Origin of the sequence: Niveibacterium microcysteis, from assembly GCF_017161445.1 — a bacterium.
In the GTDB taxonomy this organism is placed as follows: Bacteria; Pseudomonadota; Gammaproteobacteria; order Burkholderiales; family Rhodocyclaceae; genus Niveibacterium; species Niveibacterium microcysteis.
Genome location: NZ_CP071060.1, coordinates 4,036,156 through 4,060,635, shown reverse-complemented (window position 1 = coordinate 4,060,635; position 24,480 = coordinate 4,036,156). Strand labels below are relative to the sequence as shown.

Below are 24,480 nucleotides of genomic sequence, written 5' to 3'. Positions count from 1 at the left end.
TCACTCCTGGTGTTTCTTGTGGGCAAAGCCGCCTTCGCGGTGCGCTGCGGCGTCGCCGCTGGTCCATTCAAGCAGGCTGCCGCGGGGGTTGTCGGTCTGGATTTCGCTGCAGGCCACCACGCACTGCGCACACTGTGTGCAGGCGAACATGCGGCGCTTGAGGTCGCGCGGATTGAGCCGCATCGGGCAGACATCGGCGCATGCGGCTTCACCGGCCCCCAGCGTTTGCGGGCAGGTGGCGCAGTCCGCCGCGCGTTCGCGCGCGAAGCCGACCACCATGGCGCGGCGGTTCGCGATCCACGCCACGCTTTGAAGCATGCCCACCGCACAGCCATAGCGGCAGAACAGGTGACGCGCGAAGAGGAATTCGCCCGTCAGCACCAGCGTGGCGACGCCGATGAACAGCGCCTGGTTACGGGTCAGCGATGCAGTGAAGAGGTTGTGATAGATCTCGAAGGGCGGCAGCAGATAAGTCAGCAGCACCACCGCCCAGATGAACGCGAAGCCGACTGCGAACGGCACGACGACGAACCACCAGCGCGCGTCGAGCCGCTCGGTGCTGCCGTTCGGGCGGATCAGCCAGCGCTCGCCGCCGTCTTGCAGCAGCGGGCCGGGGTGGGCGTCCCATACGCTGTGCTTGCCACTGGCGCGGCGCATCAAGCGATTCACCGTTTCGACCACCGAAAAATGCGGGCACAGCCAACCGCAGTAGAGCCGGCCCCAGCGCCATGCGACACCGAGCACCGCCACCGCGGTGGCAAGGATCGGCAGCAGCAGTTTGAGCAGCACCTGCGCTGCAGCCTGCGCGGCATCGATACGCCCCGCGGCGAAGTCATCCAGGCCGATATGCCACGGCATTCCGAGGAACCAGGCATGACCGGCAACAAGGTCGTACCGCAACAGGTTGAATACCGGCGCGAGAATGAACAGCACGAAGAAGCCGGCCTGGAACAGGGTGCGACGCGTCTGCAGGCGGTGGCGGCGCGGGGCGTCGACACTGGCAATCGGGATCACGCGGCGTGGCGCGGCGGCGGGAGCGCTCATGGGGTATCAGCCGATCAGCGGGTAGCGCCAGGCTTCGCGGTTGATCGCTTTGACCAGGCCGACAACGCCGAGCAGGATCAGCGACGAGTGCACCACCGTGAAGTAGAGGATCACGACCACCCACACACCCGGGCCACGAAAACCGCCGATCGCGCCGATCAGTAGCGTGGTAAAGATCAACGCGCCGCCGACCAGGCTGACGCGGAAGGCTTGCTCCAGATGGACTCGCGCGACCGGATGCGCGCTGGCGCGCCGCCGCCACCAGAGCCAGGCGAGCACCGCGAAGGCGAGGCCCGGGGCAAGCATCAGGTTGATCAGGTACAGCGCCTCGGCGGCAACGGCGAGCGGGCGGGGATCATCGGCGTCGCGCATCGGCACGTTGGGCTCAGGCACCGAACGTCGCGGCGACGACTTCCATCAAGGCTTCGGCGATTTCGCGGTCGTCCGTCAGGCTTTCGACGATTGCGGCACGGCAGGCCACCAGCGGCGCGACGCCAGAGCCGATCAGGCGTGCGGCGTAAACCAGCAGGCGTGTCGATACCGCCTCTTCGAGGTCGACGTCCTTGAGCGTACGCAGACTGCCGGCGATGGAGACCAGGCGGCGCGCGAGCATCGGATCGCAGGCGGTTTCGCCGGTCAGGATGCCGATCTCGCGCTCTGCGGTCGGGAAGTCGAAGGCGAGGCTGACGAAGCGCTGGCGCGTCGAGGGTTTCAGGCTCTTGAGAAAGTTCTGGTAGCCCGGGTTGTATGACACCACCAGCATGAAGCCGGGCGGCGCTTCGAGCTGCTCGCCGGTGCGCTCGATCGGCAGCACGCGGCGATCGTCGGCGAGCGGGTGCAGCACCACGGTGGTGTCCTTGCGCGCCTCGACCACTTCGTCGAGGTAGCAGATACCGCCTTCGCGCACCGCGCGGGTCAGCGGGCCGTCACACCACACCGTCTTGCCGTCGCCGATCAGGTGGCGACCGACGAGGTCGGCGGCCGACAGATCGTCGTGGCAGGCCACGGTATAGAGCGGCAGGCCCAACTTCGCGGCCATGTGCGCGACAAAGCGTGTCTTGCCGCAGCCGGTCGGCCCCTTGATCAGCACCGGCAAGCGGTTGCGCCAGGCTTGCTCGAAGAGCGCGACCTCGTCGCCGCTGGGGGCGTAGTAGGGAAGCGTGGCTTCCGTTTCGATGCGTGCGTTCATGGGGCGCAGCATCGGCCGCGCGCCCCGGTGCTTCCTTGATTCGCGGCAATTTGCGCGCGGCGGGCGCCGCGCGCGGGGTGACGATCAGACGGTATGCCGGCTCACACTGAACGCCGACGGCGACTCAGTGCCAGTGCTCCGAGTGCGCTGCCGACCAGGGCGAGGCTCATCGGTTCGGGCGTGGGCAGCGGCGGATCGGCCTTGATCACATCGTTGCCACACAGCATTGCCCACTGCACATCAAACGGCAGGCCCCAGTCGGCGCCGAACAGCGCACGCGGAATCGCGGCCTCGATCATGTAATGCGTGTCGGTGCTGTACTTGCCGTAGCCGGTGACTGCACCGCCGGTTGCGATTTGGCCGCTGCCGACCAGCGTGCCCGCCTTCACCGCGACCGGGTCACGCCCGCGTGCATAGCTGCTGTTCTGGTTGTCCCACAGGCCGAAGTACCAGCCGTTGGCGGCGTCGCCGACGCGGTACAGCGATCCGACCTGGATCGTCGGGCGATAGAGGCTGCCGTTCGCGTTCTTGATCACGGTGGTGGTGAAACCGTATTCGAACTTGCCGTCGCGGCCGAAATCGATCAGGAAGTCGCCCGGTGCGTAGGTGTTGTTGCCCATGCGCGTGGCGGGGTTCAGGCCGGTGATGAGGCCGAGGTAGAGGTAGGTGGCGTCGTAGTCGACGTACAGCGCCTCGGCGTCGTAGGCCTGCCCGCCGTAGCCCGGGTCGAGGTAGCCGCTGCTGTTGCGTGTCCAGTCTTCCACCGTATAGCCCTTGACGCTGGCGCCGGGGGTCATGGTCGCCTTGTTGATCGACCAGTCGGATTGAAGGTTGCCGTCGATGACATAAGCGGCGGCAGAGTGCGAGACGAGGGCACAGCAGAGCAGGGTGAGTGCGCGGAATGACATGGTGAATCCACTTTGTCGTGATGTGCTGCACCAGCAGCAATCGTGCCAGTTCAACAAAAACGTAGATTCGGCTGGGCGATCAGGCGACTTTGATAGTTCTGTCGACAGGAACAAATTCACGATTCGGCCGGTGCGCCGTGATGTTTGGCACACCACCCGGTCGTGCTGGCTGCCCAGAGGGCCCATTCGCTTGATCAAGCGCAGTTTCAAGCGGGCCAAAGCTGTAAGAAAATGCGACTTCGATAATTTTGGCGATTTTGGTTGGGCCGCAGCGGAAATCGTGCGCGCTTACCCAAATTGCGCACGCCGTTTGCCGAGCGCGCGCTGCGATTTTGCTTGGCTTGTTCTATGGTTTCCGCCTGAAGAGCTGTCGTGGCTCCTGCCGCGATCTCCGTGGCAAGTGCAGTCGGCGGCACAAGTAAAACAAACAGGAATCGACGCTTCAGATGACTGCCGATCGCGCATTCGACGCGCAAGCCTTCAACGAAAACCTGCCCGGTGGGCGCTGCGCCGGGCGGCTGGCGGTGCGCGCCGGCCAGCTTCACTTCGAGGGCGCCGGCGAAGCGGTGGATCTGCCTCTGGCGGGCTTGCAGCTCAGCCTCGGTGGTGCGAGCGATCGCCTGGTCTTCATCACCCATCCGGCGCTGCCGGCGTGGCAGCTCTATACCAGCGACCATGCATTGCTGGCGGAATCCGCGCTGGCCGAACACCCGGCCGTGCAGCGCCTGCGGCAGCATCGTCGCAAGCGCCGCTTGCTCGGCTGGGGCAGTCTTGCCACGGTGCTGGGCCTGATTGTCTTGCTGCCGTTGGCGCTCTACTTCTCGCTCGATGGTCTCAGTGCCGTGGTGGCGCGGCGCCTGCCGGCCGATTGGGAGCAATCGCTCGGCGAGACGGCGATCAAGCAGTTCCGCGTGCAGAAAACCTTCATGCCGGACAAGACGGCCGAGGCCTTGCTCAAACCGCTGGTGGCACCCCTGGTGGCGCAGGCCGGTGACCGCTATCGCTACCACTTCCACGTGATCAACGACCCCAGCCTCAACGCCTTCGCGCTGCCGGGCGGCGAGGTCGTGATTCACTCCGGGCTGATCCTGAAGGCGACTTCGCCCGACCAGCTGCAGGGCGTGCTCGCGCATGAGATCTCGCATGTGACCGAGCAGCACGGCCTGCGCTCGGTGATCAAGAGCGTCGGCGTCTATGCGGTGGCGCAGGCGCTGATCGGCGATGCCTCCGGCCTGATTGCCGCCGTCGCCGGTGCGGCGCCGATGCTGATCAACCAGAAGTATTCGCGCGACTTCGAACGCGAGGCAGACCGTGCCGGCTTCGACCTGCTGACGCGTGCGCAGATCAACCCGGGCGGCCTGATCGGATTCTTCCGCACGATTCGCGAAGAAGAGCGCAAACAGCTCAAGCAATTGGGCGACGCCGATGCGCAGGATGCTGCGCGCGGCGCGATGGCCTACCTCGGCACCCACCCCGACACCGATGAGCGCATCGCCAAGCTGCAGGCTCGGCTGGCGAAGCTGCCAGCCCAGACCTGGCGCGACGATCGCGCGGCCTTTGCGGCGCTGAAGGCGCAGGTTCAAGCGTTTGTGAATACCCCGGAATGAATGCCGGCGCCGAATGAGACGCCTGGCCAGTACAACCACGACGAAAGACGACGATGAAAGCGGAAATCCGCGGCAGTGATGCTTTTTCCTATGTCGACCTGACACTGGAGCCCGGCGACAGCGTGGTCGCCGAATCCGATGCGATGAGCAGCATGTCGGCCGACCTCGACTTGCAGGCACGCTTCAATGGCGGCTTTTTCGCCGGCCTGCTGCGCAAGTACCTCGCCGGCGAGACGCTGTTCGTCAACGTCTTCAAGAACAACACCAAGCGCCCGCGTTCGCTGACGCTGGTGCAGCCCACACCGGGCGGTATCCGTGCGCTGGAACTGCACAACGACACCTTCTACCTGCAGCCCGGCGCCTATCTGGCCAGCACCGAAGGGCTCAAGCTCAGCGTCGGTTTTGCCGGCTTCGTGTCGTGGATCGCCGGCGAAGGGCTGTTCCGCACTGTCGTGAAAGGCAGCGGCACGCTGTGGTACGGCGCTTACGGCGCGCTGCTCGATAGGGAGATCGACGGTGAGTACATCGTCGACAACAGCCACCTTGTTGCTTACGAACCGGGGATCAAGTTGCGCCTGCAACTGGCCGGCGGCATCTTCTCCAGCCTCTTCGGCGGCGAAGGGCTCGTCACGCGTGTCAGCGGCAAGGGCCGCGTGGTGATCCAGACGCGCAGCCTCTCCGGCCTGACCGGCTGGATCAACCCGAAACTGAGCTGAGCGAGGCGCGCATGCAAGTCGAATTCATTCATCGCCCGGGCAATACCGCAGCAACGCTGCTGCTGGCCGCAGGCGAGAGCTGCACGACCGAATCGGGCGCGATGATCGCGATGAGCGGCCAGCTCGATATCGAAACCACTACGCACAAACGCGGCAAAGGCGGGCTGCTGAAGGCGGCCAAGCGCTTGTTCGGTGGCGAGTCGTTCTTCCTCAACCACTTCACTGCGCGCAGCGGGCCCGGCGAAGTGGTATTGGGCACGGCACTGGCCGGCGACATGATGGACTACACGCTGGATGGCGATGCGCTGCTGGTGCAAGCCGGCTCGTTCGTCGCCTGCGAGCAGGGTGTCGACATCGATACGACCTGGCAGGGCTTCAAGAACCTGCTGTCGGGCGAAAGCCTGTTCTGGCTCAAGCTCTCCGGGCGCGGCAAGGTGGTGCTGAGTTCCTTTGGGGCGATCTATCCGATCGAGGTCGACGGCGAGCACATCGTCGATACCGGCCATATCGTCGCCTTCCAGGAGACGCTGGAGTTCTCGCTGACCAAGGCGGGCAAGAGCTGGCTGCATTCGATGCTGGGTGGCGAAGGCCTCGTCTGCAAGTTCAAGGGCCGTGGCACCGTGTGGTGCCAGTCGCATAACCCGGGCAGCTTCGGCATGTCGCTGCGCCCGACGCTCAAGCCGCGCAAGTAACAGGAAGGGGACACGAGATGTCATTCAAAGTGAGCGTGACCGGTTACGCCGTGGCGGATGTTGCGGGCGCCCAGGCGGCATTTGCCACGGCGTTCAAGATCACGCCGGAGAAGGCTGCCGAGGTGCTGGCGACGCTGCCGCGTGCGATCAAGGTGGACCTCGACGAGGCTACGGCCCAGCGTTACTGCGCCGCGTTGCTGAAGATGGGGCTGACGGCCGTAGCTGCGCCGATGCAGCCTGCCGCACTGGCGGTACTGTCGCCCGCACCCGCACCCGCACCCGCACCCGCACCCGCACCCGCACCCGCACCCGCTGCCGTTGCGCCCGCAGCGGTGATCGAACCGGAAGCGGAGCAACCCGGTTTCAAGTTTGCGATCGAGGGTGCGCCTGACTTTGCCTTCCTCACCGTGAAGCTGCCGGCCAACCACACGATCAAGGTGGAAGCTTCGGCGATGGCGACGATGGACACCCACATCCGCATGAAGACCAAGCTCGGTGGCGGCCTCGGGCGTTTCATCACCGGCGAATCGATTTTCATCAACGAGTTCAGCGCCGAGAAGGTGCCGGGTGAAATCGGCATCGCGCCGGGCGCGCCCGGCGACATCGGGCATGTCTACCTGAACGGTGACGTGATCTACCTGCAGAACGGCGCCTTCGTCGCGTGCGACCCGGATGTCACGATCGAGAGCAAGTGGCAGGGTTTCACGAAAGGCTTCTTCTCGGGCGAGAGCTTCTTCCTGATCCGCGCATCGGGCACTGGTGATCTGTGGTTCAACACCTACGGCGGCATGATCGCGAAGGATGTGGATGGCGAATACGTCGTCGACACCGGCAACATCGTGGCCTTCACCGAGGGGCTCAACTACAGCGTCGAGAAGTTCGGCGGCTACAAATCGCTGTTCTTCTCCGGCGAGGGCTTTGTCTGCCGCTTCCGCGGCAAGGGCCGGGTGTGGATCCAGACGCGCACTTCCGGTGCGCTGCTCACCTGGGCGCAGCAGTTCCGCAAGGCCAAGAGCGCCGACTGAGCGACCAAGGCGGGTGGGGGCGACCCCGCCCGCGTTTCTTGTGCTGCTTCAGGCCCGCTGCGCGGTCTGCCAGCGTGTCGTGAGCCAGGCGCCAATCGCGCGGATCTCGTCAAGGCAAACCGAGTGCGGCATCGGATAGGTGCGCCATTCCACTGCGTAGCCCTCAGCCTGCAAGGTGTCGCGCGCCGCTTCGCCAAGTCGCAACCCAACCACGTCGTCCTGCGTGCCGTGCGCCGCGAAGATCGGCGTCGACCGGTTCGCCTCGGTCAATGAGTCGAGCAGCAACTGGCGCGCAGGCAGGTAGGTGGACAGTGCAATCACGCCAGCCAGGGTCTCCGGGTGCGACAGCGCCGCGGTGTAGGCGATCGCGCCACCCTGCGAGAAACCGGCCAGCACGATGCGGTGCGTCGGCACGCCGCGCGCGTTCTCGCGGGCGATCAACGCGCGCACAGCCTCACACGACGCACGCACGCCAGCTTCGTCCACATCGCGCGTGCTGCCGTCGAGGTACTTGATGTCGTACCACGCGCGCATCAGGTAGCCGCCATTGCAGGTCACCGGAATCACCGGCGCGTGCGGAAACACAAACCGGATCTTTGCATTGCCCGGCAGGCCCAGTTCCGGCACCACCGGCTCGAAATCGCTGCCATCGGCACCCAGCCCATGCAGCCAGATCACACTGAAATCAGCCTCGGCGGCAGTTTCGACTTCAAGGGTAGGTAGAACGTCGGACATGGTTGGGGCTCGCGCGAGTTTGAGTTTGTGTTGGGTGCAGCTTAACGCGTTAGGTTCGGTCGTGCGGACTCACGGATAATCGTGCCTCCTGCCACTGGAGCCGACCGATGACGCAAAGTCTCGACACGATCGATACCGTGGAACAGTTGAACGCGCTGCTCGGGCCTGTCAGCGACATTTCGATACGCAAGGAGTTGCCGCGCATCGTGCCGGCCTACCGCGCGATGATTGAGGCGTCACCCTTCGCGATCCTGGCCACCAGCGGGCCGGGTGGACTGGATGCTTCTCCGCGGGGGGATGCACCGGGTTTCGTGGTGGTTGAAGACGAGCAGACTCTGCTCTTGCCCGAACGGCGCGGCAACAACCGCGCTGACAGCCTGCGAAACCTGATCGCAGATCCGCGCATGGCCTTGCTGTTCCTGATTCCAGGCGTGGGTGAGACCCTGCGGGTGAATGGTCACGCAAAGATCTCGGTCGCGCCGGACTTGCTGGCCCGCTTCGTGGTCCGAGAGCAGATGCCGAAGTGCGTGCTGGTGATTACCGTCGAGACGGCTTACTACCAGTGTTCGCGGGCGATTGTCCGTTCGCAGCTTTGGACCGCGCCGCCCGCCGCCGGGGTGCCAAGCGCCGGCCAGATCAATGCACAGATTACCGGCGGCGCGATCGATGCCACGGAGTTCGATCGCCTTCAGCCGGCTCGGATTCAGGCAACGCTCTACTGATCTCGGTCAGGCGGAGAGGCTCGCGCGCCACCCGACGGCAATCAACGCGATCACCAGCAGCAGCCAGCCGAGCACCGCCGCTTGCCAGCGCAGGCTGACATGGCGCAGCACCATGAATTCGCGCGCCACCAGCGTGCCCTTGATCAGCGTGACGAGCGCGAGCACGACCGCCACCGCGCCTTGTGCGCTGACGATCATCACATGACCGCTGCGGCAGACTTCGCGGTACTTGCCGTCCCATTCGCCAAGCGCATAGGTCACCAGCGTGGCGAGCAGCAGCAATGCGAAGGCGATGTCCTCGCGATGGATTGAAGGTGCTTTCATCGCAGCACGTACACGAGGGGGAAGAGGACGATCCACACCAGGTCCACCATGTGCCAGTAGGCGGCGCCGCTTTCCAGCCCGTTCATGTGTCCGCTGCGATAGGCGCCGCGTCGGGTTTGCAGAAGCAGCACGACGAGCACCGCCAGGCCCAGCAGCACATGCATGAAATGGAAGAAGGTGAGACCGATGTAGAACATGTGGAAGCGGTCGGACGAGAGCGAATAGCCCTGCCCGAACACGGTGGCGTATTCGTGCAGCTTCACCAGAACGAAACCGCTGCCACCGACCAACGCGGCAGCCAGCCAGCGCGAGGCGGCGGCAAGGCGCGCCGCGTTCGCGCTGCGCACCGCTCGCACGACGCACCAGCTTGCGCTGATCAGCAGCACGGTGTTGATCGCGCCGCCACGGCGATCCAGCCCGGCCTGCATCGCATCGAACAAGGCGCGGTCTGACGCACGCGCGAAGGCGTAGGCCACGAACAGCACCGCGAACACCAGCAACTCGGCGAGGATGAATATCCACACCGCGAGGTCTCCCGGCGGGTGTGTCTCGCGCGCCTTGCGGAAAAAGAAGCCCGGCGCGGGGGCCGGGCAAAGATCCACTACAGACATTCGATGTGGCGGGCGACGCCGGCGCCGCCCGCGCCTCCTCTATCGGGTTGCGCCAGCGAGCTTGCCGCTCGTGGCCGGTGCTTCACCCTTGACGAAGAAGCTCGCGATGTAGAGCACCAGCCCCAGCAGGAACACGAGGCCGGTGAACTCGCGCAGCCAGTAGAACAGCGCGATCTTTTCCTGCACCACCATGAAGGGCTGCGGGGTATCGGAGAAGCGTTGCAGATACACCTGCAGGATGCCGGCGGCGGTGAGGAACAGCGTGATGAACACCATGGCGATCGTCATCAGCCAGAAGCTCCACATCTCCAGCACTTGCGAGCGTTCGCTGTTGGCGGCGCGGCCGCGGATCACCGGCATCGCGTAGCTGATCATCGTCAGCACCACCATCACGTAGGCGCCGTAGAAGGCCATGTGGCCGTGCGCTGCGGTGATCTGCGTGCCGTGGGTGTAGTAATTCACCGGTGCCAGTGTGTGCAGGAAGCCCCACACCCCTGCGCCGAGGAAGGCCATCACGCTGGTGCCCAGCGCCCACAGCACCGCCGCCTTGTTCGGGTGCTCGCGGCGACGCTTGTTGACGATGTTGAAGGCGAACACGGTCATCGCGAAGAACGGAATCGGTTCGAGCGCCGAGAACACGCTGCCGATCCACTGCCAGTACTCCGGCGCACCGATCCAGTAGAAGTGGTGGCCAGTACCGAGGATGCCGGAGATCAGCGTCAGCGTGATGATCACGTAGAGCCACTTCTCGATCACCTCGCGGTCCACGCCGGTCACCTTGATCAGCACGAAGGCGAGGATTGCGCCGAGGATCAGCTCCCACACGCCTTCCACCCACAGGTGCACAACGAACCACCAGTAGTACTTGTCCTTGACCAGGTTGTCCGGGTTGTAGAACGAGAACAGGAACATGATCGCCAGGCCCCACAAGCCCAGCAGCAGGATGCTGGAAATGGCGGTCTTGCGACCTTTCAGGAAGGTCATCGTGAGGTTGAACAGGAAGCCCAGCGCGACCACGACGATGCCGATCTTGGTGATCGTTGGTTGCTCAAGGAACTCGCGCCCCATCGTGGGCAGCAAGTCGTTGCCGGTGATCTTTGCGAGTGTCGCGTACGGCACCATCAGATAGCCGAGCACGGTGAGCGCGGCCGCGACGAGGAAGATCCAGAACAGCGCCAAGGCGAGCTTCGGGCTGTGCAGTTCGGTCTCCGCTTCCTCGGGCACGAGGTAGTAGGCCGAGCCCATGAAGCCCATCAGCAACCACACGATCAGCGCATTGGTGTGCACCATGCGCGCCACGTTGAACGGAATCGCCGGGAACAGGAAGTCACCGACGACGTACTGCAGGCCCATGACCAGGCCGAACAAGATCTGCGCTACGAATAGGCCGATCGCCGCGATGAAGTAGGGCTTCGCAACCGCTTGAGATTTGTATTGCATGGTGCGCTCTCCTCAACCTTCGATGTTCGGCGGCCACTTCGCCGTGTTGATTTCGGAGCTGTACTTGAGGAATTCGACCATGTCGTCGAGGTCCTTGTCGGACAGGTGGAAGTTCGGCATCTGGCGCCGACCCGGTGCACCGGTCGGCTGGCCTTTGATCCAGGCCTTGATGAACTCGGGGCCACGGCGCTTGTAGACGTTGCCCAGCTCCGGCGCGAAGTAGGCGCCCTCGCCAAGCAGGCTGTGGCAGCCGATGCAGTTGTTGGTCTCCCAGAGTTTCTTGCCATGCGCGACGGCCGGCGTGATGTTTGCGCTGTTATCGCGCTTGGGCAATGTGCGGTTGGTGTCTACGGTCAGCGCGATGAACAGGAAGGCAAAGAACGCCGTTCCGCCGTAGAAAACATTCCGCGCCATCGAGGTCGATAGTCCTCCGCTCATGGTGCGTCTCCCCTTTGTGGATGCAGCTTGCAAGGTGGGCGCATTCTCGTGATCCGGGCCGGTCGGCGACATTGATTGCAATCAAGCGGCTACCCGCGTTGCCATGGCGGTTGCCGCGTTGATGCGAGTCAAGGCTGTCGATGGCGTCGCGCCGCGACACTGGACGGAACGAGTGAAAGGACTCTGTCATGGCGAGCGTGATCGAACATTTTGCGGCCGACCACCGCGCCTGCGATGAGGTCTTCGCGCGGGCCGAACAGGCGATTGCGCAGCGCATGCAGCTGCAGGCAGCCGACGCCTTCGCGCGCTTTCATCTGCTGCTCGATGCCCACTTCCGTGCCGAGGAAGAGGTGATCTTCCCCGCCTTCGAGGCGGCCACCGGCATGACGGCCGGCCCCAGCGCCGTGATGCGCGGCGAGCATGGCGAGATGCTCGGGCTGTGCGAGGATGTACGTCGCCTGATCATGGCGGGCGATTTCGACGAGGCAGGTAGCCTTGCCGACACGCTGTTCTCGATCATGCAAGCCCACAACATGAAGGAAGAGCAGATCCTCTACCCGATGTGCGATCAGGTGCTCAGCGCCCACCCGCAAGTCGTGGCCGATGCGATTGCCCGCCTTGGTATGCCGGAGGTTTCCTGATGAACGCACCACGCATTGTCGACGCACGTGGCCTAGAGCCCCCGCAGCCTTTGCACCTGATCCTCGAAGCGCTCGATACGCTGCCGCGTGGAGAAGAGGCGGTGTTGCTGCTCTATCGTGAACCGGTGCCCCTGTACGGCATCCTCAAGCAGAACGGCTTCACCCATCGCACCGAGTTCGCCGAGGACGGCACCGTGTCGATCCACATCCGCCACGCCTGACGCCCGCCGCCATGCTGGAAGTGCGCGACGCACCGCCGCTGTCGGTACCGCTGCGCTTCTTTCTCGGCGCGCCGTTGTTCGGCATCGCCGGCGCGCTGTTGTTGTTGATCTACCCCGATACCGCGCTGGCGAGCCGCTGGCATCCACACGCGGTGGCGGTGCTGCATTGCTTCACCGCCGGTTTGATGCTGCAGGCGATGCTCGGCGCGCTGTTCCAGGTGCTGCCGGTTGCCGCGGGCAGCCTGGTGCCGCGCCCACGGCTGCTTGCCGGTGTCGTGCATCCGGCCAGTGTGCTCGGTGCCGTGCTGCTGGTTGCGGGTTTCCTGCTGCCCGGCTACCACCTCACCGGTATCGGCGCCGCACTGCTGGCGCTGGCTTGCGGTGTTTTCGTCGTCGCGATCGCACCGGGTCTGCTGCACGCCACCGCACGCGATCCTGCGCGCCGGCTGATGCGGGTTGCCGTGGCCGGGCTTGCCGTAGCGGTTGCGCTCGGCTTCGGGTTGGCCCACCAGCTTGAGCACGGCGCGGGGGCGCGTTTTGTCACGCTGGTCAATCTGCACGCGCTGTGGGCCCTGGCTGGCTGGGCCCTGCCGCTGGTCGCCGGGGTTGCGGTGCTGGTAGTGCCGATGTTCTACATCACGCCGGCGTATCCGAAGACGCTGCTGTCGCTCGCCGCGGTCGCGCTGCCTGTATTGCTTGCGGCGATCAGCGCCGCGGCATGGCTCGGGGCGGAAGGCCTCGCGCGCGGGTTGGCGCTCGGCGTCAGCGTATTCGCGCTAGGCTTTGCTGGCATCACCTACCGCCTGTTCCTGCTGCGCCGCCGTACCCGCACCGATGCGGCGGGCAGCGGCTGGCGCGCTGCGATGGTGGCGCTGGCCGGCGGCGCGGCCTTGCTCGCGGTCGCCATGCTGGCGAGCGATCCGGATACCGCGCAACGGGCGGCGATGGCCTTGGGGGTGGTGCTGGCGATCGGCGTGTTCAGTGGCGTGATCGGCGCGATGCTGCAGAAGATCCTGCCCTTCCTGATCACGCTTCGGCTGGCGGCGCTGGGCCTGGGTGCCAGGCTGACAGGCGGGCCGGGCGAGCGTGCACTGCGCGCGCAGACCTGGCTGCAATCCGCAGCTGTGCTTCTTCTACTGATCGCCATCTGCCTGCCTCGCGTGGCGGTGTTCGCCGGTGCGGTGCTGCTGCTGGCGCAATGCAGCTTTGCGTGGAACGTGTGGCGTTTCGCGCTCGCCTACCGCCACACTCGCGCAACGCGACAGCCCAACGAACCACACGCTTGATCTGGCGCTGAGCGTGATTCGGCGATTCGCCCAGAATGGCCGGGTGCGATAAAAGCATTGCGGGTCTGTCGCGATGGGCCGATGCCTTCGTTTTGAACGCGCGCCAGATCAGCTGTCGAACCCCGCGGCACGGCCCATGTTGGAATCCCGATCCATGTTTGAATGGTGTGTCATGAAAAGCCGGCTGCTTGCCCTCCTGTGCGGTGTTGCGTTGCTCCTTGGCTGCCAGCGCACCAGCGAGCCGCCCGCGCCGGCCCGTGAGGTGGTGGCGTTCAAGCACTATTTTTCGTTTGGCGGCGCTTATGCCGGCACCGTGGATACGATCGCCAAACGCTTCGACGATGCGAATACCCGCTACCGGCTCCAGGTGCTACCCGTCGAGCATGAGACCTTCAAGCGCCAGATCCGCAGCGAGCTGGCCGAGCATCGCCCGGCAGACCTCTACAGTTACTGGGCCGGCGCCCGGGTGGCCTCGATCCTCGATCAACTGCAACCCATCGACGATGTGCTGCCGCAGGCCGAGATGAACAAGCTGTTCGGCCCGCCGATCGTGAAATCCGCCAGCGTGTATGACGGCCGGGTTTACTTCCTGCCAATCGCGCAGCATTACGTGGCATTCATCTACAACAAGAAGGTTTTTTCCGCGCTCGGCTTGCAGCCGCCCAAGACCTGGCCCGAGCTGGTCTCGCTCGCCAAGCGCCTGAAAGCAAATGGTGTGACACCGTTTGCGCTCGGTTCAAAGGCGCGGTGGCCGGCGCAATTCTGGTTCGACTACCTGCTGCTTCGCACCGCGCCACTGGAGTACCGGCAGCGCCTGATGGACGGGCGTGCGTCGTTCGACGACCCCGAGGTCCGGCGGGTGTTCGATCTTTGGCGGGAGCTCCTGCAGACGGGCTTGTTCAATGCGAAGCCGAATGAGCTCGAATTCGACTCGGGCGCGGGTCTCATGGTGCGCCGCGGCGAAGCTGCGATGACCTTGATGGGAACGTGGCTCACGGGCTTCTACGAGTCACCCGAGGTCAACTGGCACGAGGGCGAAGACTTCGGTTTCTTCCCCTTCCCGCAGATCGATCCATCGATCGCGCCGGTCGCGCTCGGGCCGATCGATGGCCTGGTGCTGCCGCGCGAGGCCAAGCACCCCAACGGCGCCAAGGCGGTGATGCGGCAGTTCGCGCTGGCGGGATCGCAAGTCGAGATCAGTCGCGCGATGGGTGCCCTGGCGCCCAATCTGCTCGTTCTCGATCGGCACTACTCGCCGTCCAAGCAGGTGCTCCGCGATGAGATCGCGCGCAACCATGCCTGGGCCTTCAACTACGACCTCGCCACACCGCCCGAGCGCGCCGAAATCGGCTTGAATCTGTTTGCCGCATTCGTCGACGCGCCCGAGCAGGCGACTGCGCTGCTCAAGCAAACCGCTGCGCAGATGGCAAAGCTGCCCCCTTCGGCGCCCAAAACCCCGCACTAACACCGGGCTCGCCCAGCCGCATGAGGCCACCTGCCGACGGGGCGTTCGCTTGCTATTCTGAAGTCAGGGATATGCGTCGAGTTGGTAGGGCGCCGCGTGCACTCGCGCGAGGCGCCGCAGGAGGTGGGGACTTCGTTGAACGGGGGTGCATCATGGTCCGCCTGAACGCATCAAACCCTTTGGCTCATGCGCGTGCGCTGATCGCGGATCTCGCCCTGCGTGAAACGTGCTGCGCGGGTCATGGCGAACGCGTGGTCGTAATCGCGGAGCGGATTGCCCGGCGCATGGGCTTGTCCGAGCACGATATCGAGGCGGTCCGCCTGGCCGCCGAACTGCACGACCTGGGCAAATGCGAGATCCCCGATGCGGTGCTGACCAGCCCGGCCTCGCTCGACCGCGAAGCCTGGGACATGATCAGTGCGCATCCCACGATCGGCGCGCGCATGCTCGCCGAAAGCGGTGATCCGGCGCTGACCGAGATTGCGCCCTATGTCCGCTCGCATCACGAATACATGTGCGGGAAGGGCTATCCGGATGGTCTGGTTGGCGAACGCATCCCGCTCATCTCGCGCATCATTGCCCTGGCGGATGCGTACGACGCGATGTCGGCGCCACGGCCGTACCGGTTCGCCAGCTCGCATCCGCGCATCATGGATGTGTTGAGTGGCGAGGTCGGTATCCGCTGGGATCCGCAGGTCTTCCTCGCCTTCCAGGCCGTGATGCAGGCCGATCCGGCGCTGGCGGTGAAAAGCCCGCCGCCGGCGATCGCCGCGTGGGGTCTGTCGCCCGCTGGCGACCCCGCTCAGCCTTCGTAGGCGTTGAGCTTCGCGATGTCGTGAATCGTGATGTGCTTGCCGTTCACCGAGATCAGCTTTGACTCGGAGAGCGCATGCAGGATGCGCGAGAAGGTCTCGGGCGTCAGGTTCAGGCGCGAGGCCAGCACCTGTTTGCTGGTTTCGAGGTCGATTTCGGCGGTGTTGCCGTCGGCTTCATCGGCATTGCGCAGCAGGTAGCCGATCAGCCGCTGGGTCGACGAACGCAGCGAATACGATTCAACGTCCTGCACCAGCGTGTGCAGCCGCATCGAAAGGCCGGCGAGCATGCGGCGCGCGAAGCTGCCGTTGCGCTCGATCAGCGAGAAGATCGGGTCGCCGGGGATATGCAGCAGCAGCGTGTCGGACAGCGCTTGTGCGAACACCGGGTACGGCCGGCCCATGAACATCACCGCTTCGCCGAAGCTCTGCTGCGGGCCAAGGATCTCGATCACCTTCTCGTGACCGGACTGCGCCGCGAAGCCCAGTTTCACCTGGCCGTAGACCACCACATAGAAGCCATCGGCGGCATCGCCCTGCTGGAACAGCAGCTTGCCCTTCTCCAGCCGCACCTCGACGGTATTTGCAGCCAGCGTGGCAATGGTTTCCGGTTCCACCTGGGCGAAAAGCGGCAGGCGGGAGAGCAGTCCGTTGATATCGGCCTTGCGACGGGTTTCCATGCGAATTGGGATCACGGTGCGGGAAAGGCAGAATACTAGCGCACCGCTCATACGAAAACAGGACGCTTTCTCGATGTCATTGCCCACACGCGACCGCCTCGGCGGCGTGCTCCTGATCCTGCTTGCCGCGGCGTGTTTCGGCCTGATGCCCTTGTTCAGCGCTTACGGCTGGCAAGACGGCCTGCGCCCGGCCGATCTGCTGACGCTGCGGTTCGCGCTGGCAGCGCTGATCTTGTGGGGCATTGTCGCCGTGCGCGGGCTCGGTGTGCCGCGCGGGCCGGCCTTGTGGGTGCTCGCAGGCATGGGGGCGCTGGGCTACGCGGGGCTCGCGCTGTGCTACTTCACGGCGTTGACCCTGGCGCCCGCAGTGGTGGTTGCGTTGCTGCTCTATCTTTACCCGGCCTTCGTCACACTATTGGCCTGGTTGCTGCATGGCGAGCGGCCCGACCGGCGCCGGCTGCTTGCGCTGGCCTGCGCGCTGTGTGGTTGTGCGCTGACGATCGGCTACGCGAGTGGTGCCAAACCGCTTGGCGTCGCGCTCGGCGTGGCCTCCGGCTTGATGTACGCGCTCTACACGCTGGCGGGGCGCCGTGTGCCGCACGGCGTGCCGGCGCTGGCCCAAGCGGCAGTTGTCAGCAGCGCGGCCTGTTTGGCGATGAGCGTGCTGACGCTGCCCGAAGGGCTGCGCTGGCCGCACAGCGCGGCAGGTTGGGCTGGCGTGTTCGCACTCGCGGTGGTGTCGACGGTGCTGGGCGTCAGCAGCTTTCTGGCTGGTCTGCGCCGCCTTGGCCCGACGCGCGCGGCGACACTGTCCACCTTCGAGCCGGTCGTTACTGCGCTGGCGGGTGTCACCTTCCTCGGCCAACCGCTCGGGCCCGGCATGCTGTTTGGCGGCGGGTTGATCCTGCTCGCGGGTGTGCTCGTCGTGCGCAGCGATTAGCGACGCGCTGCCTTTGCCGCTCAAGCATTGGCCGTCGCGGCCGAAAACACCGGTAGAGGGTTTGCCGGAGTAGCACCATGCGTACCGCCGTTTTCTGCCTGTCACTGCTGGGCCTTGCCGCGACACCGACTGCGCAGGCGGCGGATTGGCTGCACGTCGCACGCGAGAAGGGGCGTAGCGTCGATCTCGACCGCGCAAGCGTGCTCGACTCCGATGCGGGTACCAAGGTCGCCTGGGGCCGCATCGTGCTCGCCGACGAGGAGGTGGATGCGGCGGGTTACAAGACGATCAAGGCGCTCAACCGTTACGACTGTCGCAGCCAGACCTTCCTGACCGTCAAGCGGGTGTACCTCGATCGGGCGGGGCTGACGATCCGTGAAGAACCGGCAGGCACGCAGAAGCCGATCGCAATCCAGCCCGGCACGCTGGACGACCGCTTCTTCAAGGAAGTCTGCAAGCCTGCCTCGTTGCAGCAACTGGCCAAAGTGGCCGAGGCAGCCGAGGCGCGGGCCCGCAGCCAGGTTGCGCCGGCGCCGCGCATCACGCCGCCCACTGCGCCGGTTCAACATGCCGACCTGCAGATGGTGAAGGAAGAGGCGCATCCCGAACCGCCCGCGGAAAAGCCGATCACCGGCGGCAAGCCGCTGATCCAGTTGCCGCCCAAGCCGGCACCGAAAGCGGCTGAGCCGGCACACGCCGAGGCGGCTCCACCGCCACCGCCGACGACTGCGCCACGCTACTACCGCCCGCCGCCGCCGCGGCGCCCGGCGCCACCGCCGGCCAGCCGTGACGCGCCTCCCGTTCAGATGGCAGTGCCTGCAATCAATCCACATGCCCACTGGAGCTACGAAGGCGAAACCGGGCCGCAGAACTGGGGCCGCATGAAGCCGGAATTCGCCACCTGCGCGAGCGGCGCGCGGCAGTCGCCGATCGATGTTCGTGACGGCATCAAGGTGGATCTCGAGCCGATCAAGGTCGACTACAAGCCGAGCTACTTTCGCATCGTCGATAACGGCCACACGATTCAGGTGACCGTCGGGCCCGGGCTCAACATCACCGTGATGGGCAAGACCTACGAGCTGCAGCAGTTCCACTTCCACCGCCCGGCCGAGGAACGGATCGACGGACGCGCCTTCGACATGGTGGTGCATCTGGTGCACAAGGATCTCGACGGCAAGCTCGCCGTGATCGCGGTACTGCTCGACCGCGGCACGGCGCACCCGGTGATCCAGACGCTGTGGAACAACCTGCCGCTGGAGAAGAACGAGTCCTACCAGCCGCCGGTCGCGATCAATCCCGCCGACCTGCTGCCGGCTGACCGTGGCTACATCACCTACATGGGTTCATTGACGACACCGCCCTGCACCGAAGGCGTGCTGTGGATGGTGATGAAGCAACCGGTGCAGGTTTCACCGGAGCAGATTGCGATCTTCTCGCGCTTCTACCGCAACAACGCGCGGCCGATTCAGCAGGCGGGTGACCGCATCATCAAGGAATCGCGCTGACCGGCGTGCCGTCCAGAAAAAGCAAACGGGGCGCCAGGGCGCCCCGTTTGCTGTGGACTGACCGTTCAGGTGCGCGACTTGCGGCGCCGTGCCGCAGCGACCACGCCGAGGCCGGCCAGCAGCATCGCGTAAGTCTCCGGTTCCGGCACCGCGGCCGTCACGGTAACGTTGTCCAGCAGCATGCCAACGTTGTCGCCACCGGCGTTCTTGAAGCTCAGTGAATAGAGCCCAGTGCTCGTTGGCGTGAAGTCCAGCGCAAAGTGTGTCCAACCTGCGGTGCGCGGCAGGCTGTACGTGCCCGACGCTGCGCCGAAGCTGACTGCAACACTCTCGGCATCGTTTCGGACCTGGCTACCAGCGAGATCGAAGAAGGCCGAGTAGTGCTGGCCGGCGACCATGTTCAGTGACACCGACAGCGTGCCAGCCAAACCGGAGGTGCCGTCCAGATCGAGGAACTTGCCGCTGCCCGGCACATAGTCCCAGCCAGTGCCCGCGCCGATCACGTCCACGGTGCCGTCGGTTACGGTCCAGCCAGCGGGTACGGTATTGAGACCACCGCCGTTGGTGTCGAAGTTGTCCTGAAATAGTGTTGTGTCCGCGTGCGCAGGCAGCGCGAGCGCGATGAGTGCCAAACCGGCAACGAGTGATTTCATCGATGAGTCCATTGCAAAGGGGGAACAGGCTGGTCGCGCGAGCGTGTCGGCGACGCGACTCGCCATGGTATCCAAGCCATGTCGTTTGCTTAGGCGCGGAATGCCAACAACATGAATGCCGCTATGCAATATTTCCGCCCGAATGACAGAACGACCCCCTGTTGGGGGGCATTCAATTTGCGCTGCGATAGGTGAAGTGTTCGAACAGTCTGGCCAAGCGCGTCGGTAGCTGCGCAGGAACCCCTGCATGCTGTGCGAGCGATGTCGTTGCGCAACCGTCGGGGCGAAAAGCCTGGAGCGCGAAGCGCGTCGCGCCAAGCTGCGCTGCGAATGCGGCTGCGCGCTCGGCGGCCAGCTCCGACACGAGATCCGCATGGAAGGTCAGACGAAACTCCTTCGCGGTACGACTTTCCGCGACGAGGCGTGCGCTGCGTGCGGCACGCTGTCCGCTGCCGGGGACTGCGGTTACCCGCTCATACTCAGGCGGGTCGGTCTTCAGGTCGAAGCCCACCCAGTCGATCTGTGGAAGCAATGCTTCAAGCCGCTCGGGGTAGGCGCCGCCGGTGTGCAGCCCGACGGCGAGGCCCAGTTCGCGGACGCGCGCGATGGCTTCCGGTAGCGCACGATCTGCGGTCGGTTCGCCACCGGAGAACACCACGCCGTCGATGAAGCCGCGTCGGCGTGCGAGTTGGGCCTCCACCTCGTCCCATGCAATGGGCGCGGGGCCGACGCGGGTCTGCAGTTCCGGGTTGTGGCAGTAGCCGCAGCGCCACGGGCAGCCGCGCAGGAAGACCACGGCCGCGAGCTTGCCGGGCCAGTCGACGGTGGAGAACGGATTGAAGCCGCCCACCTGGATGCGTTGCTGCCAGGGCGGGCGGGGGAGATCGTCGTGCGGAGTCATCGGATTCGGATACGGCCGCTGCGCGGCCGGGGTGCGTCAGCTTCGGCGTGCGCGGTGGTTTGCTGGAGCCCACGCACCGGTCGGCATGTGGTTCAGACCTTGCCGCAGCACGCGGTTTCGCGGAAGTACTGGCGTTCGTAGAACTCGCCCTGTTTGCCGCGGTTGAAGGATGCGACCGGGCGGTGATAGCCCATCACGCGGGTCCAGATCTCGCAGGGCTGGCGCTCGCTGTCATCGAGTTCGGGGTGGCTGGCGAATCGTTCGGTACGGGTTTCGTGAATCATGTGCGGGCTCCTGTGTGGGGTTCAGTGCAAGGGCGCGGCAGCGCGCTTTTTCGCCAGCAGTTCGTCGTCGCACTTGGGGCAGAACTTGTGTTCGCCGGCGATGTAGCCGTGCTTCGGGCAGATCGAGAAGGTCGGCGAGATGGTGATGTAGGGCACCCGGAAGCGTTCGAGCGAGCGGCGCACCAACTGTTTGCAGGCCTCGGCGGAGTCGATGCGTTCGCCCAGATACAGGTGCAGCACGGTGCCGCCGGTGTACTTCGACTGCATCGCCTCCTGCCGCTCCAGCGCTTCGAAGGGGTCGCCGGTAAAGCCCACCGGCAGCTGCGTCGAGTTGGTGTAGTACGGGTGGTCCTCGGTGCCGGCCTGCAGGATCTCGGGCCAGCGCTTGCGGTCTTCCTTCGCGAAGCGGTAGGTCGTGCCTTCGGCCGGCGTGGCTTCGAGGTTGTAGAGGTGACCGGTTTCTTCCTGGATCTGGCTCATGCATGCGCGCAGGTGATCGAGCAGCTTCAGGGCGAGCGCTTCGCCGGCCGGGGTGGTGATGTCGTCGGCGTTGTCGGTGAAGTTGCGGATCATCTCGTTCACGCCGTTGATGCCGATGGTCGAGAAGTGGTTGCGCAGCGTGCCCAGGTAGCGGCGGGTGTAGGGGAAGAGCCCGTCGTCCATGTGACGCTGGATCACCTTGCGCTTGATTTCGAGGCTGGTGCGCGCGAGCTCGACGAGTTCGTCGACGCGTGCAAACAGCGCAGCCTCGTTGCCGCGGTGCAGGTAGCCCAGGCGTGCGCAGTTGATCGTCACCACGCCAAGCGAACCGGTCTGCTCGGCGGAGCCAAAGAGGCCGTTGCCGCGTTTCAAGAGTTCGCGCAGATCGAGCTGCAGCCGGCAGCACATCGAGCGCACCATGTTCGGCTTCAGTTCACTGTTCACGAAGTTCTGGAAGTAAGGCAGGCCGTACTTGGCCGTCATCTCGAACAGCGGCGAGCAGTTGGCGTGATCCCAGTCGAATTCCGGCGTGATGTTGTAGGTCGGGATCGGGAAGGTGAAGGCGCGGCCCTTGGCGTCGCCTTCCATCATCACTTCGATGAAGGCGCGGTTGATCAGGTCCATCTCCGCCTGCAGATCACCATAGGCGAAGGGCATTTCCTCGCCCGCGATGTAGGGGATCTGCTCCTTCAGGTCCTCCGGGCAGACCCAGTCGAAGGTCAGATTCGTGAAAGGCGTCTGCGTGCCCCAGCGCGAGGGCACGTTAAGGTTGTAGACCAGCTCCTGCATGCACTGGCGCACTTCGTCGTAGCCGAGGCGATCCTTGCGCACGAAGGCGGCGAGGTAGGTATCGAAGGAGCTGAAGGCCTGCGCACCGGCCCACTCGTTCTGCAGCGTGCCGAAGAAGTTAACGATCTGCCCCACCGCGCTGCCCAGATGCTTAGGCGGCCCGGATTCAACCTTGCCCGGCACGCCGTTAAGGCCTTCCTGCAGCAGCGTGCGTAGCGACCAGCCGGCGCAGTAGCCGGCCAGCATGTCCAGATCATGGATGTGCACATCGCCCTGCTTGTGCGCCTCGCCCACTTCCGGCGGATACACATGGTTGAGCCAGTAGTTGGCGATCACCTTGCCCGAGACATTGAGGATCAGCCCCCCCAGCGAATAGCCCTGGTTCGCGTTCGCGCGCACCCGCCAGTCGCTCTGCGAGAGGTACTCGTTGATCGAGCCGATCGCATCTACCACCGCGCGGCGGTCGGTGCGCAGCTTGGCGCGCTGCTCGCGATAGACGATGTAGGCGCGCGCCGTGGCGAACCAGTCCGCGGCGACGAGTACTTGTTCCACGATGTCCTGGATCGCCTCGATCGTCGGCGTTTCGCCGTGGAAACGGTGTGCGATCACCTTGCCCACCGTGGCCGTCAGCCGCGCCGCCTCACCCGCCTCGAACTCGCCAGACGCCGCGCCGGCGGCAACGATCGCCTTGCGGATTTTCGCGACGTCGAAGGGCAGGGTTCGTCCGTCGCGTTTGAGGACTTGCGCGGGCAGGGCGCCGAGCAGTGGCTGGGATGTGGCCGAAAGTGTGCTCATGGTGATGCACTACCTGTAGTGTTGAATTGTGTTCCGGCGCACTATATGTCGTATACAGAGTTCGGAAAACCCATCGTCGCCCGAAATGACAGGGGCACTTGATCGCGGTCAAGTGGCGCCTTTCTTCGGGTTGCGGCTCGCGGGTCGGCGGCTCCGTCGCAGCGTTGCAGAACGACGGGCGTCGGGCGAGCGCATCGCGGCCGGCGCGGGCGCCATGCTCTAATTCGCCCATGAGTACCGCATCCGCCCCCTCGATCTGGAAGACCCTGCTGACCCGCAAGATGCTGATCTGCATCGTGCTGGGTTTCAGTTCAGGCCTGCCGCTGTTCCTGCTCTTCAATCTCGTGCCGGCCTGGCTGAAAACGGAAGGGCTGTCGCTCAAGGCCATCGGCGCGTTTGCGCTGGTGCAGTTTCCCTACACCTGGAAATTCCTGTGGGCGCCGTTCGCCGACCGTTTCGGCGTGCCGGGCCTGGGCCGGCGACGGGGTTGGATGCTGTTGTCGCAGCTGGCGCTGATTGGTGCGGTAGTGGCACTGGGCTCGCTCAACCCGGTCGCGGACCTGAGCGCCGTCGTGATTCTCGCCGCGCTCGTCGCCTTCCTTTCGGCAACGCAAGACATTGCCATCGACGCTTACCGCCGCGAGTTGCTGGCCGAAACAGAGCTGGGCTTTGGCAACGCGGTCTTCGTCAATGCCTACAAGATTGCCGGCCTTGTGCCCGGCTCGCTGTCATTGTTTCTTGCCGACCATCTGCCCTGGTTCGAAGTCTTCGCGATCACCGCGGCCTTCATGATTCCTGGCGCATTGCTGTCGCTGGCAGTGAGCGAACCCGCGGCCGCCAGGTCGGCGCCGCGCACCTTGCGTGACGCGGTGGTGGAGCCCTTTCACGAGTTCATGCAGCGGCATGGCTGGCGCAGTGCGGCGCTGGTGCTCGGCTTCATCTTCTTCTACAAGCTCGGCGATTCACTTGCCACCGCGCTGGCGACGCCGTTTTACCTTGAGATGGGCTTTACCAAAACGGACATCGGCATCGTCGCGAAGAACGCCGGCCTGTGGTGCAGTGTGGCGGGTGGGCTGCTCGGCGGCGTGTGGATGATCCGCCTTGGCATCAACCGGGCGCTGTGGGTCTTTGGCGTGGCGCAGGCGGTGGCGATTCTGGGTTTCGCATGGCTCGCATGGTTGGGGCCAGGGCCCGGCGACATCGCGGCGATGCTGGCGCTGCCGGATTTCTCCTGGGCGATGCTATGGCAGCAGCCCGCCGGCCTGCATGTGTTGCAGCTCGGCCTGGTGATCGGCGTCGAGGCGTTCGGCGTCGGCCTTGGCACCACGGCCTTCGTCGCCTTCATCGCCCGCACGACCAATCCGGCCTACGCGGCGACGCAGTTCGCGCTGTTCACCAGCCTGATGGCCGTGCCGCGCACGGTGATCAACGCGTTTGCCGGCGTGCTGGTGGAGCAGTTGGGCTGGGTGGGCTTCTTTGCGCTGTGCTTTGCGCTGGCGTTGCCCGGCATGCTGCTGCTGGTGCAGGTGGCGCCCTGGCGAGAACCCGCGCCAGAGTCCAGCAACGGATAAAACAAC

The 24,480-nt window shown here is 65.0% G+C and carries 27 protein-coding genes; 13 read left to right on the top strand and 14 right to left on the bottom strand.

What is annotated here, in order from left to right; all coding sequences use genetic code 11:
- The 4 genes from JY500_RS18490 to JY500_RS18475 all read right to left on the bottom strand — a co-directional run bounded on the left by JY500_RS18490 (nucleotide 1) and on the right by JY500_RS18475 (nucleotide 3,141).
- The gene (locus tag JY500_RS18490; RefSeq protein ID WP_206254109.1) at nucleotides 1-1,044 is read right to left on the bottom strand and encodes a 4Fe-4S binding protein; all 1,044 of its coding nucleotides are present in this window, start codon (nucleotides 1,042-1,044) and stop codon (nucleotides 1-3) included.
- Between the two features lie 6 nt (nucleotides 1,045-1,050).
- Entirely contained in the window at nucleotides 1,051-1,437 is a 387-nt protein-coding gene (locus tag JY500_RS18485) for a magnetosome magnetite crystal formation protein family (RefSeq protein ID WP_343073337.1), read from the bottom strand.
- Nucleotides 1,430-2,233 (bottom strand): CbbQ/NirQ/NorQ/GpvN family protein, encoded by an 804-nt coding sequence (locus JY500_RS18480; protein WP_206254108.1) that lies wholly within the window; start codon nucleotides 2,231-2,233, stop codon nucleotides 1,430-1,432. The genes JY500_RS18485 and JY500_RS18480 overlap by 8 nt, the downstream gene beginning before the upstream one ends.
- Nucleotides 2,234-2,334: 101 nt before the next feature.
- Nucleotides 2,335-3,141, bottom strand: a complete 807-nt coding sequence (locus JY500_RS18475) for a PEP-CTERM sorting domain-containing protein (protein ID WP_206254107.1) — start codon at nucleotides 3,139-3,141, stop codon at nucleotides 2,335-2,337.
- Between the two features lie 446 nt (nucleotides 3,142-3,587).
- Here JY500_RS18475 and JY500_RS18470 point away from each other — a divergent pair, with 446 nt between their 5' ends.
- From JY500_RS18470 to JY500_RS18455, 4 genes are read left to right on the top strand one after another with little or no spacing between them, the layout of a single operon-like run.
- Complete coding sequence (locus JY500_RS18470) at nucleotides 3,588-4,748, top strand: M48 family metallopeptidase (protein WP_206254106.1); 1,161 nt, start codon at nucleotides 3,588-3,590, stop codon at nucleotides 4,746-4,748.
- 53 nt (nucleotides 4,749-4,801) lie between these two features.
- Entirely contained in the window at nucleotides 4,802-5,464 is a 663-nt protein-coding gene (locus JY500_RS18465) for a TIGR00266 family protein (RefSeq protein ID WP_206254105.1), read from the top strand.
- Nucleotides 5,465-5,475: 11 nt separating this feature from the next.
- A complete protein-coding gene (locus JY500_RS18460; RefSeq protein ID WP_172203309.1) occupies nucleotides 5,476-6,156 on the top strand; it encodes a TIGR00266 family protein in 681 nt (226 codons plus the stop codon).
- 17 nt (nucleotides 6,157-6,173) lie between these two features.
- Complete coding sequence (locus JY500_RS18455; protein ID WP_206254104.1) at nucleotides 6,174-7,181, top strand: TIGR00266 family protein; 1,008 nt, start codon at nucleotides 6,174-6,176, stop codon at nucleotides 7,179-7,181.
- 48 nt (nucleotides 7,182-7,229) lie between these two features.
- Here JY500_RS18455 and JY500_RS18450 read toward each other — a convergent pair whose 3' ends face one another.
- Entirely contained in the window at nucleotides 7,230-7,916 is a 687-nt protein-coding gene (locus tag JY500_RS18450) for an alpha/beta hydrolase (RefSeq protein ID WP_172203307.1), read from the bottom strand.
- A 107-nt stretch (nucleotides 7,917-8,023) separates the two neighbouring features.
- Here JY500_RS18450 and JY500_RS18445 point away from each other — a divergent pair, with 107 nt between their 5' ends.
- Nucleotides 8,024-8,638: a pyridoxamine 5'-phosphate oxidase family protein gene (locus JY500_RS18445; protein ID WP_206254103.1), complete on the top strand. Its 615-nt coding sequence runs from the start codon at nucleotides 8,024-8,026 to the stop codon at nucleotides 8,636-8,638.
- A gap of 6 nt (nucleotides 8,639-8,644) precedes the next feature.
- Here the strand turns inward: JY500_RS18445 and JY500_RS18440 are convergent, their stop codons facing one another.
- From JY500_RS18440 to JY500_RS18425, 4 genes are read right to left on the bottom strand one after another with little or no spacing between them, the layout of a single operon-like run.
- A complete protein-coding gene (locus JY500_RS18440) occupies nucleotides 8,645-8,962 on the bottom strand; it encodes a cytochrome C oxidase subunit IV family protein (RefSeq protein WP_206254102.1) in 318 nt (105 codons plus the stop codon).
- Nucleotides 8,959-9,573 (bottom strand): cytochrome c oxidase subunit 3, encoded by a 615-nt coding sequence (locus JY500_RS18435; RefSeq protein ID WP_206254101.1) that lies wholly within the window; start codon nucleotides 9,571-9,573, stop codon nucleotides 8,959-8,961. The genes JY500_RS18440 and JY500_RS18435 overlap by 4 nt, the downstream gene beginning before the upstream one ends.
- Nucleotides 9,574-9,612: 39 nt before the next feature.
- Nucleotides 9,613-11,013 carry a cbb3-type cytochrome c oxidase subunit I gene (locus JY500_RS18430; RefSeq protein WP_206254100.1) on the bottom strand — a complete coding sequence of 467 codons (1,401 nt, stop codon included), beginning with the start codon at nucleotides 11,011-11,013 and terminating at the stop codon, nucleotides 9,613-9,615.
- A 12-nt stretch (nucleotides 11,014-11,025) separates the two neighbouring features.
- The gene (locus tag JY500_RS18425) at nucleotides 11,026-11,451 is read right to left on the bottom strand and encodes a c-type cytochrome (protein ID WP_172203302.1); all 426 of its coding nucleotides are present in this window, start codon (nucleotides 11,449-11,451) and stop codon (nucleotides 11,026-11,028) included.
- Between the two features lie 188 nt (nucleotides 11,452-11,639).
- Here JY500_RS18425 and JY500_RS18420 point away from each other — a divergent pair, with 188 nt between their 5' ends.
- The 5 genes from JY500_RS18420 to JY500_RS18400 all read left to right on the top strand — a co-directional run bounded on the left by JY500_RS18420 (nucleotide 11,640) and on the right by JY500_RS18400 (nucleotide 15,879).
- Nucleotides 11,640-12,092 carry a hemerythrin domain-containing protein gene (locus JY500_RS18420; RefSeq protein ID WP_172203301.1) on the top strand — a complete coding sequence of 151 codons (453 nt, stop codon included), beginning with the start codon at nucleotides 11,640-11,642 and terminating at the stop codon, nucleotides 12,090-12,092.
- The gene (locus tag JY500_RS18415) at nucleotides 12,092-12,313 is read left to right on the top strand and encodes a DUF2249 domain-containing protein (protein ID WP_172203300.1); all 222 of its coding nucleotides are present in this window, start codon (nucleotides 12,092-12,094) and stop codon (nucleotides 12,311-12,313) included. The genes JY500_RS18420 and JY500_RS18415 overlap by 1 nt, the downstream gene beginning before the upstream one ends.
- A gap of 11 nt (nucleotides 12,314-12,324) precedes the next feature.
- Complete coding sequence (locus JY500_RS18410) at nucleotides 12,325-13,599, top strand: hypothetical protein (protein WP_206254099.1); 1,275 nt, start codon at nucleotides 12,325-12,327, stop codon at nucleotides 13,597-13,599.
- Between the two features lie 172 nt (nucleotides 13,600-13,771).
- Nucleotides 13,772-15,064 carry an ABC transporter substrate-binding protein gene (locus JY500_RS18405; protein WP_206254098.1) on the top strand — a complete coding sequence of 431 codons (1,293 nt, stop codon included), beginning with the start codon at nucleotides 13,772-13,774 and terminating at the stop codon, nucleotides 15,062-15,064.
- Between the two features lie 152 nt (nucleotides 15,065-15,216).
- Nucleotides 15,217-15,879, top strand: coding sequence for an HD-GYP domain-containing protein (locus tag JY500_RS18400; protein WP_206254097.1), 663 nt, complete (start codon nucleotides 15,217-15,219; stop codon nucleotides 15,877-15,879).
- Here JY500_RS18400 and JY500_RS18395 read toward each other — a convergent pair.
- Nucleotides 15,867-16,556 carry a Crp/Fnr family transcriptional regulator gene (locus JY500_RS18395; RefSeq protein ID WP_172203296.1) on the bottom strand — a complete coding sequence of 230 codons (690 nt, stop codon included), beginning with the start codon at nucleotides 16,554-16,556 and terminating at the stop codon, nucleotides 15,867-15,869. The two genes, JY500_RS18400 and JY500_RS18395, sit on opposite strands and share 13 nt — an antisense overlap.
- Before the next feature lie 73 nt (nucleotides 16,557-16,629).
- On the opposite strand from JY500_RS18395, the gene JY500_RS18390 reads away from it, so the two are divergent.
- Nucleotides 16,630-17,496, top strand: coding sequence for a DMT family transporter (locus JY500_RS18390; RefSeq protein ID WP_206254096.1), 867 nt, complete (start codon nucleotides 16,630-16,632; stop codon nucleotides 17,494-17,496).
- Between the two features lie 77 nt (nucleotides 17,497-17,573).
- Nucleotides 17,574-19,001, top strand: coding sequence for a carbonic anhydrase (locus tag JY500_RS22210; RefSeq protein WP_246479687.1), 1,428 nt, complete (start codon nucleotides 17,574-17,576; stop codon nucleotides 18,999-19,001).
- A 65-nt stretch (nucleotides 19,002-19,066) separates the two neighbouring features.
- Here the strand turns inward: JY500_RS22210 and JY500_RS18380 are convergent, their stop codons facing one another.
- The 4 genes from JY500_RS18380 to JY500_RS18365 form a co-directional block, all read right to left on the bottom strand.
- Nucleotides 19,067-19,654 (bottom strand): PEP-CTERM sorting domain-containing protein, encoded by a 588-nt coding sequence (locus JY500_RS18380; RefSeq protein ID WP_206254095.1) that lies wholly within the window; start codon nucleotides 19,652-19,654, stop codon nucleotides 19,067-19,069.
- Nucleotides 19,655-19,826: 172 nt separating this feature from the next.
- Nucleotides 19,827-20,555: an anaerobic ribonucleoside-triphosphate reductase activating protein gene (locus JY500_RS18375; protein WP_206254094.1), complete on the bottom strand. Its 729-nt coding sequence runs from the start codon at nucleotides 20,553-20,555 to the stop codon at nucleotides 19,827-19,829.
- 92 nt (nucleotides 20,556-20,647) lie between these two features.
- A complete protein-coding gene (gene nrdD / locus JY500_RS18370) occupies nucleotides 20,648-20,839 on the bottom strand; it encodes an anaerobic ribonucleoside-triphosphate reductase (protein ID WP_183636134.1) in 192 nt (63 codons plus the stop codon).
- 21 nt (nucleotides 20,840-20,860) lie between these two features.
- Complete coding sequence (locus tag JY500_RS18365) at nucleotides 20,861-22,903, bottom strand: ribonucleoside triphosphate reductase (RefSeq protein ID WP_206254093.1); 2,043 nt, start codon at nucleotides 22,901-22,903, stop codon at nucleotides 20,861-20,863.
- A 98-nt stretch (nucleotides 22,904-23,001) separates the two neighbouring features.
- Between JY500_RS18365 and JY500_RS18360 the strand changes: the two genes are divergently transcribed.
- Nucleotides 23,002-24,474: an AmpG family muropeptide MFS transporter gene (locus JY500_RS18360; RefSeq protein ID WP_246479686.1), complete on the top strand. Its 1,473-nt coding sequence runs from the start codon at nucleotides 23,002-23,004 to the stop codon at nucleotides 24,472-24,474.
- Nucleotides 24,475-24,480 lie beyond the last annotated feature (6 nt).

What these genes read in the sequence shown, in the direction of transcription:
- JY500_RS18430 (WP_206254100.1), bottom strand. Translation starts at nt 11,013, where the DNA reads ATGCAATACAAATCTCAAGCGGTTGCGAAGCCCTACTTCATCGCGGCG.
- JY500_RS18455 (WP_206254104.1), top strand. Translation starts at nt 6,174, where the DNA reads ATGTCATTCAAAGTGAGCGTGACCGGTTACGCCGTGGCGGATGTTGCG.
- JY500_RS18415 (WP_172203300.1), top strand. Translation starts at nt 12,092, where the DNA reads ATGAACGCACCACGCATTGTCGACGCACGTGGCCTAGAGCCCCCGCAG.
- nrdD (WP_183636134.1), bottom strand. Translation starts at nt 20,839, where the DNA reads ATGATTCACGAAACCCGTACCGAACGATTCGCCAGCCACCCCGAACTC.
- JY500_RS18435 (WP_206254101.1), bottom strand. Translation starts at nt 9,573, where the DNA reads ATGTCTGTAGTGGATCTTTGCCCGGCCCCCGCGCCGGGCTTCTTTTTC.
- JY500_RS18410 (WP_206254099.1), top strand. Translation starts at nt 12,325, where the DNA reads ATGCTGGAAGTGCGCGACGCACCGCCGCTGTCGGTACCGCTGCGCTTC.
- JY500_RS22210 (WP_246479687.1), top strand. Translation starts at nt 17,574, where the DNA reads ATGCGTACCGCCGTTTTCTGCCTGTCACTGCTGGGCCTTGCCGCGACA.
- JY500_RS18475 (WP_206254107.1), bottom strand. Translation starts at nt 3,141, where the DNA reads ATGTCATTCCGCGCACTCACCCTGCTCTGCTGTGCCCTCGTCTCGCAC.
- JY500_RS18420 (WP_172203301.1), top strand. Translation starts at nt 11,640, where the DNA reads ATGGCGAGCGTGATCGAACATTTTGCGGCCGACCACCGCGCCTGCGAT.
- JY500_RS18395 (WP_172203296.1), bottom strand. Translation starts at nt 16,556, where the DNA reads ATGGAAACCCGTCGCAAGGCCGATATCAACGGACTGCTCTCCCGCCTG.
- JY500_RS18460 (WP_172203309.1), top strand. Translation starts at nt 5,476, where the DNA reads ATGCAAGTCGAATTCATTCATCGCCCGGGCAATACCGCAGCAACGCTG.
- JY500_RS18445 (WP_206254103.1), top strand. Translation starts at nt 8,024, where the DNA reads ATGACGCAAAGTCTCGACACGATCGATACCGTGGAACAGTTGAACGCG.
- JY500_RS18380 (WP_206254095.1), bottom strand. Translation starts at nt 19,654, where the DNA reads ATGAAATCACTCGTTGCCGGTTTGGCACTCATCGCGCTCGCGCTGCCT.
- JY500_RS18490 (WP_206254109.1), bottom strand. Translation starts at nt 1,044, where the DNA reads ATGAGCGCTCCCGCCGCCGCGCCACGCCGCGTGATCCCGATTGCCAGT.
- JY500_RS18405 (WP_206254098.1), top strand. Translation starts at nt 13,772, where the DNA reads ATGAAAAGCCGGCTGCTTGCCCTCCTGTGCGGTGTTGCGTTGCTCCTT.
- JY500_RS18470 (WP_206254106.1), top strand. Translation starts at nt 3,588, where the DNA reads ATGACTGCCGATCGCGCATTCGACGCGCAAGCCTTCAACGAAAACCTG.
- JY500_RS18450 (WP_172203307.1), bottom strand. Translation starts at nt 7,916, where the DNA reads ATGTCCGACGTTCTACCTACCCTTGAAGTCGAAACTGCCGCCGAGGCT.
- JY500_RS18425 (WP_172203302.1), bottom strand. Translation starts at nt 11,451, where the DNA reads ATGAGCGGAGGACTATCGACCTCGATGGCGCGGAATGTTTTCTACGGC.
- JY500_RS18365 (WP_206254093.1), bottom strand. Translation starts at nt 22,903, where the DNA reads ATGAGCACACTTTCGGCCACATCCCAGCCACTGCTCGGCGCCCTGCCC.
- JY500_RS18390 (WP_206254096.1), top strand. Translation starts at nt 16,630, where the DNA reads ATGTCATTGCCCACACGCGACCGCCTCGGCGGCGTGCTCCTGATCCTG.
- JY500_RS18480 (WP_206254108.1), bottom strand. Translation starts at nt 2,233, where the DNA reads ATGAACGCACGCATCGAAACGGAAGCCACGCTTCCCTACTACGCCCCC.
- JY500_RS18440 (WP_206254102.1), bottom strand. Translation starts at nt 8,962, where the DNA reads ATGAAAGCACCTTCAATCCATCGCGAGGACATCGCCTTCGCATTGCTG.
- JY500_RS18375 (WP_206254094.1), bottom strand. Translation starts at nt 20,555, where the DNA reads ATGACTCCGCACGACGATCTCCCCCGCCCGCCCTGGCAGCAACGCATC.
- JY500_RS18465 (WP_206254105.1), top strand. Translation starts at nt 4,802, where the DNA reads ATGAAAGCGGAAATCCGCGGCAGTGATGCTTTTTCCTATGTCGACCTG.
- JY500_RS18400 (WP_206254097.1), top strand. Translation starts at nt 15,217, where the DNA reads ATGGTCCGCCTGAACGCATCAAACCCTTTGGCTCATGCGCGTGCGCTG.